The organism is Paenimyroides tangerinum (genome assembly GCF_003865405.1).
Lineage (GTDB): Bacteria > Bacteroidota > Bacteroidia > Flavobacteriales > Flavobacteriaceae > Flavobacterium > Flavobacterium tangerinum.
In genome coordinates this window covers 94,007-112,014 of record NZ_RQVQ01000009.1, presented here as the reverse complement: position 1 = coordinate 112,014, position 18,008 = coordinate 94,007, and the positions used below count along the sequence as shown (strand labels likewise).

Genomic DNA, 18,008 nt, shown 5'->3' with positions numbered 1-18,008 from the left:
ACAACTATTTCTTTTTTTTACCAACTATTTTTCTTGATTTATTAATCGAACTCAGGTTATGAATCATAATACGTATATTTAGTTAAACTAAACCAATTCTTATGAAAAAAATAATTCAAATTGTATTTCTTTTTTGTGCTTTTATAACGTTCACAAAAAGCAATGCGCAAAATAGTGGAATTCCGAAACTAGAAATTCAATCAAAAGAATATAAAAATTCGGTTGCTTTGGAATCGATGCAAATCAATGTTGAAATTTTTGGAAATCTTGCAAAAACGACTTCAACATTAGTTTTCAAAAACAATTCAAATCGGGTTTTGGAAGGTAATCTAACCTTTCCATTACCCGAAAACACAACGGTTAGCAGTTATGCAATTGACATAAATGGAAAACTTAGAAATGCGGTTCCTGTTCCAAAAGAACGTGCAACTGAAGTTTTTGAAAGTATTCAGAAACGAAATGTTGACCCAGGAATTATAGAAAAAGTTGAAGGAAATAATTTCAAAACCCGAATTTCACCGATTCCTGCAAATGGAATCAGAACCATTCAAATTGCGTATTATCAAGAATTAAATTTAGAAAACAACAACTATCAATATCATTTACCTTTAGATTCGTCTGAAAAAATTGGCAAGTTTGATTTAACGGTTAAAGTTTTTCAGGCTTCGGAAAAACCAAAATTAATTGAATCACCTGATAGAACTTTTACATTCTCTGAAAATAGCAATGTCTATGAAGCTAGTTTATCTAAAACTGATTTTTCTATTTCAAAATCTTTAACGATTCAATTACCAAAAGCAGAAAATAAGATTGAAGCATTTACGCAAAAAAATACTGATGGTTCGATGTATTTTTACGCAAATACGATCATAAATAGCAAATCAGAACCTAAGATTTGGTCAAATAATTTAGGTATTATTTGGGATAATTCGCTTAGTGGTTTGAAACGAAATCACACCAAAGAATTAGAATTATTAGGGAAAATTATTCAACAGCAAAATAACTTAACCATTGAAGTTGTTTTACTGAATATTCAATTAGAAAAAGGAAAAACATTCCAAATTAAAAACGGCGAATGGTCGGAATTGAAAAATTATCTTGAAAAAACAGTTTACGATGGAGCAACAAATTATGCCGTCATTAATCCATCCAAACTTACAGCGAACGAATATCTAATGTTTTCTGATGGAATTTCAACCTTTGGTCCGAACCAATTCAAATCTAACAAACCCATTTACACCATTGGATCTGCTGCGACTTCAAACTTTGGAGTTCTAAACAATATTGCTCAGAAAAATCTTGGGAAATTCATAAACCTATCTGAAATGTCGGTTGAAAAAGCATATCAGAAAATCAATGAAAACAACTTACAATTTATTGGAGTAAAAGACAAAAATATAACCGAAGTTTATCCGCCAATCGGAACCGAAATCGAAAAAGAATTTGCTGTAACTGGAATTTGTCCATCGTCATTAAATACTATTATTTTAGAATTTGGAAGAAATGGAAAAGTTCTTTTCACTAAAGAAATCGATTTGAAAAACGCATCAAAAACTTTTGAAATTAGTAAAGTTTGGGCACAAAACAAGGTGAATTATTTAGAACAAAATCCAGATGAAAACAAAGAAGATATATTAGAAATCGGAAATCAATTTGGAATTGTGACTTCAAACACCAGCTTGATTGTCTTGGAAGATGTTTATGATTATGTAAGATATAAAATCAATCCGCCTGACGAATTAAAAGTTGAATATGACCAAATCGTGAAAAACAATCGCGACAATATTGCTAATGAAAATAAAAATTTGGTAGATGCAGCTATTCAAACAACAGAAGATTTAAAAAAATGGTGGAATACCGATTATTCGAAAAATAAGAAAAAATATCCAGTTCCTGCTAAAGAAATCGGTCCAACCGGAAATCAAGCTCTAAGAATGATGGCTGTTCAAAACGAAGCTCCACAAGCAGATATGATTGCAGCTGTCGAAGCCGCAGAGGAACAAGCAAGTTCAAGCTCACAAGTAGCAAGAACTGTTCAAAATGAAAGCGTAGCAACAATGGATGCCGTTGTTATGGAATCAGCTGGTTCATCAGACAGAAAGAAGGAATCTAAACCAAACAGAAACTACGTTCCTGAAATCAAAACCTTTGATATAAAATCAGACAAAGATTACGTTAAACTAATAGAAACTTCTAAAAGTCCGTACGAAACTTATTTAGAATTACGAGAAACGTATCAAGAAACTCCAAGTTTTTATTATGACGTTGCGACCTACTTCATACAACAAAAAGATAAAGAAACAGGTACAAAGATTTTGAGTTCAATTGCAGAACTAGGTTTGGAAAATGCCGAATTATACAAACTTTTAGCTTATAAATTAAAAGAATTAGAAATGTATGAAACGGAACTATTTATCGCTGAAAAAGTTTTAAAATCTCGCCCGTTTGATGCACAAAGTCATCGTGATTATGCATTGGCATTACAAGATAACAAACGTTATCAAGAAGCTTTAGGCCATTTATATCAAACGATTACAAATTCGTATGATGCGGAATTTTCTCGTAGAAATAAAAATATTTCTGAAATATTGATTCCTGAAATCAACAATTTAATATCGCTTTACGGTAATAATTTAGACCTTTCAAAAATAGATAAAAGAATGATTGCTGATATTCCGGTGGATATTCGTGTGGTAATCAATTGGAACAAAGACAACACAGATATTGATTTGTGGATTGAAGATCCAAATGGCGAAACATGTTATTACGGAAGTCCGACCACTCAAATTGGTGGAAGAATGAGCAACGACATTACACAAGGTTTCGGACCTGAACAATTTATGCTCAAAAAAGCTGTCAAAGGAAAATATAAAATTAAGACAAATTTCTTTGGTGAAAATCAAATGTCGCTTTCTGGGCCAACAACTATTTCGGCAGAAATATATTTGATGTATAGCTCAGGAAAAGAAATTCGAAGTCTTATTACTTTCCAAAACAACAAACCCGACCGAGGTGATGACAAAATCTTGATTGGTGAGTTTGAGTTTTAAAATCTAAAAAGCGTCTTAATTTTTAAATAAATTAAGACGCTTTTTTAGTTACAAAAAAACCTCAGAACAAGTCTGAGGCTAATATTTTAATTTTATAGTGCTGCTTTATAGCAGAATGTATAAAGGGGCGCTTTTACTATGCAAAGGTAAGAAATATATTTATTTCTTAAACTTCTTATGAATTGTAACTTCGATTGGATTCAAACCTAAAACCTTTTGTATTCAAAAAAAATTTATCACACTAGATTCTAATTTTGTAGATTTAATCTTTAGAATTACAACGGTTATCTAATAATCCACCATATTCGCGTGGTTGTGAATTCCTTTCAAATTTTGTAGATTTAATCTTTAGAATTACAACAGTTCCGGAGCAACAGGGACAGCCGGGGCGGTTGTGAATTCCTTTCAAATTTTGTAGATTTAATCTTTAGAATTACAACAGCACCGTTTTCAAACGTAGCACAGCCGACGTTGTGAATTCCTTTCAAATTTTGTAGATTTAATCTTTAGAATTACAACATTTTGGGTTTGAAAAAATCATCAATAAACGTTGTGAATTCCTTTCAAATTTTGTAGATTTAATCTTTAGAATTACAACAAAAGCTCCTCATAGTTTGGCCTATTAGCAGTTGTGAATTCCTTTCAAATTTTGTAGATTTAATCTTTAGAATTACAACGAAGTAAATACAAATAACTTCTTACCAACAGTTGTGAATTCCTTTCAAATTTTGTAGATTTAATCTTTAGAATTACAACCTGCAATCTTATCATTTAAAATCAATATTAGTTGTGAATTCCTTTCAAATTTTGTAGATTTAATCTTTAGAATTACAACCCGGGAACAAAAGCGATTGACATACGCCGCGTTGTGAATTCCTTTCAAATTTTGTAGATTTAATCTTTAGAATTACAACTCCCAATTTTCTGATCATTTAATTTATATTGTTGTGAATTCCTTTCAAATTTTGTAGATTTAATCTTTAGAATTACAACCGCCTGTATAATCAGGATAAACTAAACCATGTTGTGAATTCCTTTCAAATTTTGTAGATTTAATCTTTAGAATTACAACCTTTTAAATGGAGCGTTTACGGTTTAGGGGGTTGTGAATTCCTTTCAAATTTTGTAGATTTAATCTTTAGAATTACAACTAGCTTTATTAAAAGAAAAGAAAGAAATTAGTTGTGAATTCCTTTCAAATTTTGTAGATTTAATCTTTAGAATTACAACAAGACATGCTTCATTTCAAAGGATTTTCGCGTTGTGAATTCCTTTCAAATTTTGTAGATTTAATCTTTAGAATTACAACTTGAACGGTTTTATCATGTTTTGAGTTATCGTTGTGAATTCCTTTCAAATTTTGTAGATTTAATCTTTAGAATTACAACCCATAATAAATAATTTTAAATTAGCGGACAGTTGTGAATTCCTTTCAAATTTTGTAGATTTAATCTTTAGAATTACAACGTAAAAGTAATTTTTCTGTTAGAGAATTAAGTTGTGAATTCCTTTCAAATTTTGTAGATTTAATCTTTAGAATTACAACGCAACGCTTATTTGTTTTACTCTCTGCGTAGTTGTGAATTCCTTTCAAATTTTGTAGATTTAATCTTTAGAATTACAACCTAGCAGTTTAAATGTAGCTATCGATATTCGTTGTGAATTCCTTTCAAATTTTGTAGATTTAATCTTTAGAATTACAACAAGTAGCAACTGATGGTTTAGTTTATACTTGTTGTGAATTCCTTTCAAATTTTGTAGATTTAATCTTTAGAATTACAACAATATTGATTTCGGTTTTAGACGGAAATATGTTGTGAATTCCTTTCAAATTTTGTAGATTTAATCTTTAGAATTACAACGAAAAAACACAAATACAAAATACAGTAAATGTTGTGAATTCCTTTCAAATTTTGTAGATTTAATCTTTAGAATTACAACAACCAATTACCACTAACACCATTAGATAGGGTTGTGAATTCCTTTCAAATTTTGTAGATTTAATCTTTAGAATTACAACCCATTAAATGAAGTTATAGAAATAGAATATGTTGTGAATTCCTTTCAAATTTTGTAGATTTAATCTTTAGAATTACAACAAATTGCAAAGGGTTTAGATAAACATTATTGTTGTGAATTCCTTTCAAATTTTGTAGATTTAATCTTTAGAATTACAACTTTGATATTTTAAAACGCTTGGTTAGATGCGTTGTGAATTCCTTTCAAATTTTGTAGATTTAATCTTTAGAATTACAACTTGATATAAGGTATTGCATAGGTTCTATTGGTTGTGAATTCCTTTCAAATTTTGTAGATTTAATCTTTAGAATTACAACTATTATAGATTTATATTATTATTAATGTAGGTTGTGAATTCCTTTCAAATTTTGTAGATTTAATCTTTAGAATTACAACAAACGCTGGAGGATTAACATACAGCCCAACGTTGTGAATTCCTTTCAAATTTTGTAGATTTAATCTTTAGAATTACAACAAGAGGTTGATAAGAAATACGAAGAAGATTGTTGTGAATTCCTTTCAAATTTTGTAGATTTAATCTTTAGAATTACAACACCTAAAGGCTAAGAAAATCGCTGGTGCTGGTTGTGAATTCCTTTCAAATTTTGTAGATTTAATCTTTAGAATTACAACCTGTATTAGATTCAATTTTAACTAAATTGTGTTGTGAATTCCTTTCAAATTTTGTAGATTTAATCTTTAGAATTACAACTTTTAAAATCTACTACTCCGAATAAACTTCGTTGTGAATTCCTTTCAAATTTTGTAGATTTAATCTTTAGAATTACAACCAATCTCAACAGAGTTAGAGGCTATTGCTTGTTGTGAATTCCTTTCAAATTTTGTAGATTTAATCTTTAGAATTACAACTAAATTCGGCAATCCAGCGCCTCGTTTCGTGTTGTGAATTCCTTTCAAATTTTGTAGATTTAATCTTTAGAATTACAACATGAGTGCAAAAGACAATCAAATCGAATACGTTGTGAATTCCTTTCAAATTTTGTAGATTTAATCTTTAGAATTACAACCTCTGGCAATGTTTTTACGTCGTTGTTTTGGTTGTGAATTCCTTTCAAATTTTGTAGATTTAATCTTTAGAATTACAACTAAAAATCCAATTTACAGAAAACGGCGTAAGTTGTGAATTCCTTTCAAATTTTGTAGATTTAATCTTTAGAATTACAACGTAATCTATGGATTGAATACTGTGCTAATGGTTGTGAATTCCTTTCAAATTTTGTAGATTTAATCTTTAGAATTACAACTTTGGAAATCCATTGTGCTTTATTGCTTGTGTTGTGAATTCCTTTCAAATTTTGTAGATTTAATCTTTAGAATTACAACAAAAATAAAAAGTATTTCTTTTGGTAATATGTTGTGAATTCCTTTCAAATTTTGTAGATTTAATCTTTAGAATTACAACTGTACCATAATCGAATACGCTTCCACCGTAGTTGTGAATTCCTTTCAAATTTTGTAGATTTAATCTTTAGAATTACAACAAATATTTCATCATTAATAACTTTATAACTGTTGTGAATTCCTTTCAAATTTTGTAGATTTAATCTTTAGAATTACAACAAAATGAATTGTTGACGTTGCTCGAAGGCTGTTGTGAATTCCTTTCAAATTTTGTAGATTTAATCTTTAGAATTACAACTTTTAGGTGAAACTACTGGTGTTCAAGTGTGTTGTGAATTCCTTTCAAATTTTGTAGATTTAATCTTTAGAATTACAACCGTCCAATGAGATAATATCATTGAAATTAAGTTGTGAATTCCTTTCAAATTTTGTAGATTTAATCTTTAGAATTACAACATACTACTTACGGAATACTGGTGCGTTTGTGTTGTGAATTCCTTTCAAATTTTGTAGATTTAATCTTTAGAATTACAACTTTAACAAAGAAAAGAAATGGAAGAAGTACGTTGTGAATTCCTTTCAAATTTTGTAGATTTAATCTTTAGAATTACAACAGAGAACGGGCAGAAGCAGCGGAGTCGCGTGTTGTGAATTCCTTTCAAATTTTGTAGATTTAATCTTTAGAATTACAACAGGACTTTTATGATTAAATTCCGATTGCTTGTTGTGAATTCCTTTCAAATTTTGTAGATTTAATCTTTAGAATTACAACTCCAAACGATTCTAGTGCTTTTTCAGGAGGGTTGTGAATTCCTTTCAAATTTTGTAGATTTAATCTTTAGAATTACAACTAAATCGCTTGCACCCGCTACCGCGTATTCGTTGTGAATTCCTTTCAAATTTTGTAGATTTAATCTTTAGAATTACAACTAACTGTGATGTAAACGGCTGTAAATCCAGGTTGTGAATTCCTTTCAAATTTTGTAGATTTAATCTTTAGAATTACAACCTCAACCTAAAACGTTGATTTTATTGACTTCTTCAGATTTTAAGTCTTAGAAAAAAACTAAAAAAAGAACGATTTCTCTAATGAAAAATCGTTCTTTTTTAATTCTATCAAAACAGTTCTAACTGTTGTGGCATATCTGGTAATTGAGTCTCTTTTTTGGCAAAAAACAATTCCATTTGTCCAAATTGCTTATCAGTTACGCACAAAATACCAACTTTACCCTCACTAGGTAAATTCTTTTTGGTACGCTTAATATGAACATCTGCATTTTCTCTACTTGGACAATGTCGTAAATAAATCGAAAATTGAAACATATTAAAACCATCATCAATTAACTGTTTCCGAAACTTTGAAGCCACACTTCGCTGTTTCTTTGTTTCGGTTGGCAAATCAAAAAAAACCAAAATCCACATAATTCGATAGGCGTTATATCTACTAAAACTCATTTGATTAACGGATAATGAATTACCCTACTTTCTCCCATTATACATTTACACAACGAACTTGTGGAAATACTCAAAGCAGTTATCAACGGACGTTGCAAACCATTAATATACACATCATAAGTTGCCAATTGTAAAAAATGTGCTTTTGCGTCTTTATCTAAAATAGGACTGCTTGTTTTTCGCATCCAATCCAATACCAATAGATCTACATACGGACGATAAGGTTCCATAATATCATCTGCCAAACAATACGGATTGTATTTATTGCGATGAAAAATTCCAATCGTAGGATTTAATCCTGAAGAAACCAAAGCCCGAGCTACCATACTTCTTAAAATCGCATATCCAAAATTTAGAAAATTATTGGGTGAATCTCCTTTACGTTCACGCGTGAAATCATCAAAGAAATATTTCCAATAATGTTGCGCAGCAATGCCTTCCATATTCGTTGAGTCACCAGATTTGACCTCATTCATATAACCAATCATCGCTTCATAGGGCAATTTATTCTTACGAAGCACTTCTTTTTGTTGATAAATTTTAGCTTCAATCGTTTGTTTCCATAATTGCTTTCGCAAAGGTTCGGAACAATTGATTTGATGTTTTAAACGTTCGCTATGTTCTACATGACCATACATTGGCAACATCAAACCAAAAGGCAAATGACTTTCGTCACAACTGATAATCGCTACATTATTTTGTTGTAAGGCGACCATCAATTGATGACTAAGCGTAATTTGATAATGATCTAAAACCAAGAAACCTAAATCTTCAATCGGAACAGAACCTTTAACTTCTTTGGTCGTTGGTTCTTCGATCTTCAATTGATTGTCTTTCAACTTCAAATAAGACGGATTGCCAATGTAAATAGTACGTTTGAGCATAACAACTAAGCTTTTGAAATATTCCCTAAACGGTCTACTTTTAATTTGATACAAACCTCTTTAATTCTAAATCTAGCATCATTGGTAACTTCTAATTTATTCAGACTCCCTAATTCTCCAATTTTAGATTTAGCGTCATAATTCTTAATCAAAGTTGAAATATTTGATTTAACAAAATGACACTCACTTCCTGTTGAACTAACCATTTTATAAACATTATCTGCTTTTATTACATCTCTTTCGTCTGGCACATAAACCAAATCATTGGGTGACAAAGTCATTAATAATGAATGTCCTTTATCGTTTGTTTCAGGCGCAGAATTTAGTCCTTGTTTTTGTCTTTCAATAACTACATTTAAAGGAATAGTTTCATAAAAACGTTTATTTGTTGTATCTTGATAAATGGCAAAGAAAAGATTAGTTCCTTTTGCAGCTTCTACAAACTTTTTGGTTTTATTACCTGTTTCACCGAGAACAAATTTTGAACCTTGCTCAAAAACACGAACTTTTAGAATAGGTTGATGTTTTTTACCATCATTAAACTGAGCAATATTACTATTCAACTCGTCTATTCCTTCTGGTGAAAAAGCGATTTCAGGATTATTACTTTTAAATTTTAGATAATTCAACAATATCTTTTGAATTCCTGTATCCGTTATAGATAGAATAGTTTTTTCATTAAAAGAACTATCTAATGACTTGCGTGTAGCAGTAAGGATTTTATCTTTTGCTACTTTTATTCTATCCAATTGAATTTTACCAGAAACGGTTTCTTTATGCAATGCTTTTCTAACAGCCCAATTCGTTCCTTTTTGAGCAACCAAGGCTTTTGAAGGTTGTCCATTTTTATCCAAACGAAGATTTCCATCTTCATCGTTATAGGATTCATAATAATTCGTTGCTTTATTTATTACGCGTGTATTTTGCTTAAAGCTAACTACAGTATTTTCTAAAGCCTTTTTACTGTCTTCTGTAAATGATTTCCAAGGTTTGTAAAAATTTTTAAATGCTTTTTGTTCTTTACCTTCACTATTGATATATGATTCTTGCTTTCGTAATTTATGTTGTAAATCGAAACGTTTGGTATTTGATTTAGCCGCCTCATTATTCAACAGATTAATATGGTCACGTGTAGCACAAGCAATAACTAAAGCATCCATTGCGTGATGCCTATGGTCAATACGTTTTTTAGAAAAACCTTTAGATTGTTCCAATGGAACTGTTGGAATTAATTTACCATTGGTATTTTTCGACGTATAATCTGAAGATGAAGTTAATTCATTCATTCGCTCAAATCGTGGTAAAATCAAATCATTCCAAACATCATTCAATCCCCAGTCTTGTTTTAATTTTGTCGTTATTTTACCATTTCCTGGTAATACATTTTTAGAATTAACACCATCATCTGAAGATTCTGGCGAATCATCACGAACTATGTTAGATAACAATTGTGAAATATATTTACTAATGTATCGAGTATCGTTTAGTTGTCTTTCAATCATTTGTTCTGGAATATCTTCCATCAATAATTTATTACGTTTGGTTCTGTTTTTAGCGTAATGTTGTTTTACAAATTCTTCATAATCTTCTACCTCGAATACTTTAACCGTTTTTCCATTACCCAAGGAAACCATTTCTCCGTGATGTTTTTTGACAAACGCAAAGCCGATTTGGTTATCTTTCAGTTTATTTACCGCAGCTTCACAAATCACTTTATTGCTCAAACTATCATCAAAATATCGACTTTGTGGAATGATATGTTCTATTTCATATTCGTGTGTAAACAATTTATTCAAAGGAATAATCTGTCCTGTATAAGGCGATTTATATTTTTGTTCTAACCAAAGTTTATAACGCTTCAAATCTGAGTTAGAAGGTTGCGCTGTTTTGCTAATTTTTAAAATATCTTCTTCAATATTTTCTACAGCATTTAAAGCTCCTTCTTCATAAATCTTCAAAATATCTTGCTGCACTGGAGAATAAGGACGAACATTTTCAACTGAACTATCTGTCGCTAATTCTGCCAATAATGCTTTAATGCGAAGATTTGTATTTTCATTATCAGTCACTATACTAGTCAGTCGTTTACGTTCATCAGATGTATTTTTCATTTCACGACCTAGCTCAATATGTATCTCAGAAAAGAAATCTTTCGCACCATTTCCATATTTAGTCCAAATATCACGAACAACACGAAGCGTTTCCGTTATCACCTGCTCAACAATTGGATTGCGTAAAGAATGTTGTTTGAAATCGTTTACAAATTGATTTAATTCTTCAACAGATTGCCATTTTCCAACAATTGCTGCTTCTGAATGTCGATCGTAAACAATGTACTGAGCCAACCATAATGGTAAATTTTGAAAATCAAATTCGGCTTGTATCCCGCGCTTTTCCACAAATTCACGAACACGATTTTTTATTTTCTCATCGTATTCGCCTGTAAGAATTTTCTCTATTCTATTTTTAGCATTTTTATTTATGTTTTCAAAACTCCAATCCGAACCAAAACGCATCAAGGTCAATAAGTTCTTAATTGCTTTTTCAGAATACGAGCCATATTCGCTTTTAAAAGGTGGGACTTTCTTAAATGCTTCTACAAAACTTACTTCATCAAGCTTATATTTTGAAGCAAACTTTTTAAGCGCTTTCTCATATTCCAATTTATCTGTTACAGAAAAAATCAAATGCCATAACTTCATTTCCATTTCTGCATTCAAAAAACCAACTGGAACACCTTCTACTTTATCTAATCGAGATTGAATAAGATGTCTTGTTTCAAAAGCAGGATAGTCTTTATTTTGTACATAATTCCAACGGTATTTAGCCATTTCTGCCGTCAAAGCTTTAGATTTAAAACCTTGGGCTTCTAACAAATATCTGATTAACGCATCTTGCTTTATCTCTTTTTTAGTTTTTAACCAATTCAGTAGCGCTTCCCATTTCTCTAAGCTATCTAAAAAATTCTGCGTTACGTTTTTATCATCTTCTTTGGTATAAATTGCCAAATTTTGTAACCATTGTAGCAATCTAAATTCTTGAAAATAAGGATTTGATTTTGCAATTACTTTTATTGGAAAAACAACGCCATCCTTCGATTTTCTACTTTCTAAAGTACAATTTGAAATAAGATTTTTCTGGCTTCTCAAAGGTCTTTGATAGAAAATAATATCATTCAAAAAAAGATGAACAAAATCCTTAGCGGATATGATTTGTTGCTGACTTAAATTGTTTTTATATAATTCTCGAGCACTGTCTGACAATAAATTTCCATCCATTAATTCTGAATGAAACTCCGATTGCTTCTTTAAAATTTGTTCTAATTCTTGTTTATAAAACTTGCGTTCGATAGTACGAACTAATTTACCCTTTATTTTCTGCTTAGGATCAAGTAATAGATGCTCGTATATATAGGTGCCAACTGTTTTATTTGAATTATCTATTTCTTGTTCTGTTTTTTTCTTCAACAAAGTCCAATCATCAGCACCTGGTGCTCTAAAACTACGTTTTACATTTCCGTCTTTATCTAGTTTTTCAGAACCATCATCATTGATATCTGTTGTTACTATAAAATCACGAATTTTATCTTTCCAGTCAGCTAATGATATTTTACTTGATCTTCTGTAAATCCATCCATTTTCTAAATGTAAAGAATACCAAGTTTCTCCTTTTTTATTTGCTTCCTCATCAGCGATTACATCCACAATTCTTAAAGAGTGAAACTCCACCAATTTATTTAAATTTTCTTCTTCCTCTTCACCTCTAAGTTGATAATAACCTCTCTTCTGATTAAAATTTAAAATAATCCAAGCTAACTCTCCTTTATCAATCTTTTGTGTTAATGCTTTCTTACGTAAATAATAAATTGTCCAATCATAAGGGACTAAGCATTCTTTACCATTCTTATCTTTGAGAAAATCAGGTTGTGATTTTTTAAAATTTTCAATCATTTCATTAAATGAATTTTTAAAAAGAAATTCATTATTATGATAAACTATTTTTGGCTCTGATTCTGGAAAAAACTTCCCTAACCTTTTCTGGAAATCAATTTGGTTAGCATAATGTTCTGGTAAAAAACCAAGAATATTCAAAACACGATGTAGTCTTTCTCTACGTAACAAATGACGTTCACGTAATCGTCGAACACCTCGATAACTTGTTCGCTCAGCGGTTTGAGATATAGAATTTCCTCTTCCAAATTCTCCAATCACATCTTGAGTCATCGGAATTATTCTACTTCCTACCCCAATGATATTTCCTTCTTTGTTCTCAAAATTTTGTTCTATTAAAGCCCAACCAATCGAATTGGTTCCTAAATCAAGTCCTAATATTTTTTTCATTTGTTTTTTTGGTTATTTTATTTAAAAATAAGTATATTTTTAATATAAAATATTCATTTATAAAATATTTTAATTATATTTGAATCGAAAGGAATTCACAATAAGGATTATTCCGTTGTGAAAACATTTAGTGCCTCGCCTATCTGTGGGGCTTTTTTATGCCTAAAATTTACCTCACAAAAAAACCTCATATCGCTACGAGGTTTTATATTTTAAATCTTTTCAACCAATTCATCCAAAAACTTTGGCTTTAAAAATCCTTGATGATTAAATATTTGATTATAATCAGAATCTAAAAAAATATATAAAGATTATTGTTTTACTTCGACTGTAAATTGTGTTATATTAGATACTGAATTAATTATTTTAAATAATTACAAATCAAAGCGCAATAAGATTTGTTCACAATTAATGGAAGATAATTTCAATTTAAACATATTAAAAGGAATGTTTCTAAATTGGATAAGACCATAAAAAAATTCAACTTTATGTCTAGTTTTGTATTTAAACCTATTTATAGATAAAACTATGTCAAAAACAAAACTTACCATTAATGATAATGGATCAGTAAAAATAGAAGGAGATTTCGAAATCGTAGATAAAGCAGGAAATGTATATGGCTTACAAGAAAGAACGGTGCTTTCGATTTGTCGTTGCGGTTTGTCTAAAAACAAACCATTCTGTGACGGTGCTCACAAAGGACATTTTGAGCATGAAGCGATAGCGTTTGATCTTCCTCCAAAAAAAGTTTAATCGCATTAATGAGCTATTTACATCAGCTACATTTAAAAAACAATAACTTTCAAATTAAAATGACTAATCAAAAATACTTCTGATTAGTTATTTTTTTTATACTCAATAAATCTTTTCAACCAACTCATCCAAAAACTTAGGTTTTAAGAATCCTTGGTGTTTAAATAGTACGTTATATCCAGAATCGAGAAGTAACCACGTTGGATAAATCGGTTTGCTGTTTCCTAATAAATAAAAAGTAAGTTCGTGGGTTTGTTTACGGTTTTTCTTACTTGAAGTCTTAATCATTTTACCGTTAAAAATAATATCATCTGTACTTTCTGCATCAAATTCGACATAATAAAAGTTAGATGCTTTTATTTTGAATCCCTCACTTTTTTGCACCAATTTTTTCTGTACTTTACAATAGGAACACCAATCTGTCGATAATAAAATTAAAATCGGTTTTGGTTGTATTCTCAGCAAGGAATCTATTTCACTAATCGCATTTACTTTGACTTGACTGAATCCGAAGCTCATCCAAAAACTAAAAATAACCAAGAGTATTTTCTGCTTTAAAAACATTTGTTTGGTTTTTAATTCAACGTATATTTTGCGCCAAAGAAAAACGTTTGCGGACGTGTTGGTCCGTAAATGTAACCTGCATCACGTAAAGCTCCACGATCAAAATCCTTTTGATAGGCATTGAACATATTTTGAATTCCGGTATAAACCTGAATGCAATTGTCTTTGAAATCGAAATCGTAAGCTACTTTAATATTATTTTCAAAGAAATCAGGAACCCGTTTGATTACCGTTCGTTCTGTTTCTGGATCTACTAAATGCATCACATCCATCTTTCCTGTATAAACTCCAGACATTGATAAAGTCAAAGGTTTTATTGGATTGTAACTTAGCGTGTAATATCCGTAAACATTTGGAGTACGCAACATATTTTTAGTTACCACAACCTCTGTTCCATCTTCTGATTTCCAAATTTCTTCGGCTTCATCATATTTAGCATTTTGAACAGTCCCTCCTAATTGAAGATTCCATTTTCTATTTAAAGCAAAACTCGCTTCTAAATTTAAACCCATTACACGAGCACCCGAACCGTTTCTTTTAGTTAAGACCGAAACACCACTAGGTAATTCTTTTGCATCAGCCGTAATAAAAACGTCATTTAATTTCGTAGTAAATCCTTCAATTACAATATTCGATTGTACGCTACCAATATTCTTAGAAAAATTTAAAGATGCATTTATACTATTCGATTTTTCTGTTTTTAAATCAGGTGAAAGTACAGTAAAGGAAGCTGCTCCACCAACTGTTTCAATATGTAAATCTTCATTGAAAGCTTGAGGTGCGCGATATCCTTGAGAATACGAAGCTCGAGCTTTTAAATAATCTGTAATTTCATACATAGCAGTAATTCGAGGTACAAAAGCGTTTAAATCTTTTCTATCTACGGATTTTTCAACATCAAAATCATACAATCCATCAATTTTAACATGATCATAACGAGCACCAACTAAAAACGTAAAATTATCTATTGGTTTCATTTCAAGTTGTCCGTAAAAGCCTAATGTTCCAACTTTCTGATCTATAGAACGGTTGTAACCTGGCATTATATCTTCCACTTGATTAAAATTATAATCGATTCCTGCCAAAACATTGTATTTTTCATTGAATTCGTAATTGTAATTTCCACCAGCAACAATTGCAATATCATTAGAATTTCCATAAGCATTGATTGCCATAATATCAGCATCGGTAAGTTGATCGCCAGATTCTAAAATACGACCACCGCCTCCATAGTAACTATCTCTATTTACAGTTTGTGCAGATGTGAAAACAGAAAATTTATGCTTTAAATCCGATGAAGATTGTTCGAACGAAAGGGCACCACCCAAAATTTTATGGTCTAATTGTTCTGTAATATCCGTTTGATGTGCAGGAAGCTCAAATTTATTTCCGCCGCGACGGAATTCATTGATATTAAAAACATTTAATTTCAATTTGCTCAAATCTGAAGTTTGCCAAAAAGCATCGAATCCGAAAGTTGTATTTTTTAATAATGTTTGTTCTGAAAAACCATCTCCATTGGCATCCCAAGGTTTTCTGTCACGATTGTAAGCATAAAAACTCAATCCTTTATTTAGATCATCACTTACCACACTTCCGTTTATATTTATGGTACGATCTGGAACTTTATAGTCAGTAAAAGCCATATTTGACCCGATAGAAAAGGAATTTTTGATAGGATCTTTAGTCAAGATATTAATAGTTCCTGCAATCGCACTTCCACCGTATAAGGCTGAACCACCGCCACGGACAACTTCAACGCGATCAATCATATTGGTTGGTAACATATCCAAACCGTAAACTCCCATTAAAGCAGAGAAAATGGGACGACTATTGATCAAAATTTGCGTGTAAGGTCCTTCTAAACCATTCATTCGAACTTGAGTAAAACCACAATTTTGACAATTGGTTTCCATTCGCAAACCTGGACTAAAATTCAAACTTTCTGACAAAGCTAACGATTGTGTAGTCTCGAACGTTTTCGAATTGATTCGACTCACTACAACTGGAGCTTTATAAACTGGGACTTGTTTACGAGTTGAGGTAATTACCATTTCTTCCAACCCTAGAAAATCATCAAGTAATTCAAAATTTAATTCAATAGTTTCTCCATCAATGATTTCAACGGTTTGAGTTTGAGTTTGAAATCCAATATAAGATACTTGAATTGTTTGTTGACCGATTGGAAGGTTTTGGATTTCATAAAAACCGTTTGTATTTGAGAATGTTTCCAGATCTGTGTTTTGAATAACAATCTGAGCATTTCCTAAAACGTTTTTATCTGAAAAAACACTTCCTTTTATATTTCCTGTCTGAGAAAAACATTGGAATGTAAATAAAAATGAGGCTATTATATATATTTTGTTCATTCTAACTATAAATTTAGATAGTACAAAATTATAAATTTAGATTAGACTAAAAAATATTTTTTTGATATAAATAAAAAAGCCTCTGTATTTCTACAAAGGCTTTGAATTTGTGGTCCCACCTGGGCTCGAACCAGGGACCTACTGATTATGAGTCAGTTGCTCTAACCAACTGAGCTATAGGACCAATATTTTTACAACTTTGGTTTGTTGTGGTCCCACCTGGGCTCGAACCAGGGACCACCTGATTATGAGTCAGGTGCTCTAACCAACTGAGCTATAGGACCGGCGTCAATTGTTATTAACGAGTGCAATATTAATGCAAATTCTGCATTTTCACAAGCTTTATCAAAAAATTATTTTATCTCTTGGCAAAGTTCAATTAATACACCGTTTGTTGTTTTTGGGTGCAAGAATGCAACTAATTTATTATCAGCACCTTTTTTAGGAATCTCATTTAACACAGTGAATCCTTCATTTTTTAATCGTTCGCTTTCCGAAACGATATCTTCTACATCAAAAGCGATATGATGAATTCCTTCTCCTTTTTTTTCTAAAAACTTAGCAATTGGCGAATCTGGATTGGTTGCTTCTAATAATTCAATTTTATTTGGACCGTTCATAAAGAAAGATGTTTTTACACCTTCCGACGCAACTTCTTCTTCTTTATACGCAGGAGCGCCAAATAATTTTTCAAAAATTAGATTAGAAGCTTGTAAATCTTTTACTGCTATACCGATATGTTCAATTTTTCTCATGATTTTTTTATGTATTATATCAGCAAAGATAAATATATCTTATGAAATTTGTACTTTTGCATTATGGAAACGAACAGACAAAAGAAAATGGGTGCTTTATTGCAAGGTGATTTAGTTGATATCTTGCAAGGTGAAGTACGTAAAAACGGAATTACAAATTTAATTATATCGGTTTCTAAAGTGAGTGTTACTACCGATTTATCTATTGCTAAGGTTTATTTAAGTATTTTTCCAAACGAAAAAGCTCCAGAATTACTAACAGCAATTAAAACAAACGCGCCTTTAATCAAACATGATTTGGCTCAACGCGTAAAAAATCAATTACGTAAAGTACCTAATTTAATGTTCTATATTGATGATAGTTTGGATTATATCGAAAAAATAGATAATGCATTAAAAGCAGAAGAAAATCCGATTATGCATAGAGATTTATTAGAACGTAGAAAGAAAAAATAGT

The 18,008-nt window shown here is 30.7% G+C and carries 9 protein-coding genes, 2 tRNA genes and 1 CRISPR repeat array; of the genes, 3 read left to right on the top strand and 8 right to left on the bottom strand.

What is annotated here, in order from left to right; all coding sequences use genetic code 11:
• Positions 1-101: 101 nt before the first annotated feature.
• The gene (locus EG240_RS05580) at positions 102-3,050 is read left to right on the top strand and encodes a VIT domain-containing protein (RefSeq protein ID WP_125018324.1); all 2,949 of its coding nucleotides are present in this window, start codon (positions 102-104) and stop codon (positions 3,048-3,050) included.
• A 312-nt stretch (positions 3,051-3,362) separates the two neighbouring features.
• Positions 3,363-7,440: direct repeats of the CRISPR family, unit length 49 nt; unit sequence GTTGTGAATTCCTTTCAAATTTTGTAGATTTAATCTTTAGAATTACAAC.
• A 107-nt stretch (positions 7,441-7,547) separates the two neighbouring features.
• Here EG240_RS05580 and cas2 read toward each other — a convergent pair.
• The 3 genes from cas2 to cas9 are packed head-to-tail and all read right to left on the bottom strand — an operon-like array spanning position 7,548 to position 13,110.
• Entirely contained in the window at positions 7,548-7,886 is a 339-nt protein-coding gene (gene cas2, locus EG240_RS05575; RefSeq protein WP_125018321.1) for a CRISPR-associated endonuclease Cas2, read from the bottom strand.
• On the bottom strand, positions 7,883-8,770 hold the full coding sequence (cas1, locus tag EG240_RS05570) for a type II CRISPR-associated endonuclease Cas1 (protein WP_125018318.1): 888 nt from the start codon (positions 8,768-8,770) through the stop codon (positions 7,883-7,885). Before cas1 ends, cas2 begins: the two co-directional genes overlap by 4 nt.
• A 5-nt stretch (positions 8,771-8,775) precedes the next feature.
• Positions 8,776-13,110: a type II CRISPR RNA-guided endonuclease Cas9 gene (gene cas9 / locus EG240_RS05565; protein WP_125018315.1), complete on the bottom strand. Its 4,335-nt coding sequence runs from the start codon at positions 13,108-13,110 to the stop codon at positions 8,776-8,778.
• A gap of 528 nt (positions 13,111-13,638) precedes the next feature.
• Between cas9 and EG240_RS05560 the strand changes: the two genes are divergently transcribed.
• Positions 13,639-13,863, top strand: coding sequence for a CDGSH iron-sulfur domain-containing protein (locus EG240_RS05560; protein ID WP_125018312.1), 225 nt, complete (start codon positions 13,639-13,641; stop codon positions 13,861-13,863).
• Between the two features lie 102 nt (positions 13,864-13,965).
• Here the strand turns inward: EG240_RS05560 and EG240_RS05555 are convergent, their stop codons facing one another.
• From EG240_RS05555 to mce, 5 genes are all read right to left on the bottom strand, one after another.
• Positions 13,966-14,427, bottom strand: a complete 462-nt coding sequence (locus EG240_RS05555; protein WP_125018309.1) for a thioredoxin family protein — start codon at positions 14,425-14,427, stop codon at positions 13,966-13,968.
• A gap of 11 nt (positions 14,428-14,438) precedes the next feature.
• Entirely contained in the window at positions 14,439-16,796 is a 2,358-nt protein-coding gene (locus tag EG240_RS05550; protein WP_125018307.1) for a TonB-dependent receptor, read from the bottom strand.
• 110 nt (positions 16,797-16,906) lie between these two features.
• A tRNA-Ile gene (locus EG240_RS05545) sits at positions 16,907-16,980 on the bottom strand.
• Between the two features lie 26 nt (positions 16,981-17,006).
• Positions 17,007-17,080 (bottom strand) — tRNA-Ile (locus EG240_RS05540).
• Positions 17,081-17,149: 69 nt separating this feature from the next.
• A complete protein-coding gene (gene mce, locus EG240_RS05535) occupies positions 17,150-17,551 on the bottom strand; it encodes a methylmalonyl-CoA epimerase (protein WP_125018303.1) in 402 nt (133 codons plus the stop codon).
• A gap of 63 nt (positions 17,552-17,614) precedes the next feature.
• Between mce and rbfA the strand changes: the two genes are divergently transcribed.
• Positions 17,615-18,007 (top strand): 30S ribosome-binding factor RbfA, encoded by a 393-nt coding sequence (gene rbfA / locus EG240_RS05530; RefSeq protein ID WP_125018301.1) that lies wholly within the window; start codon positions 17,615-17,617, stop codon positions 18,005-18,007.
• Position 18,008: the final 1 nt, after the last annotated feature.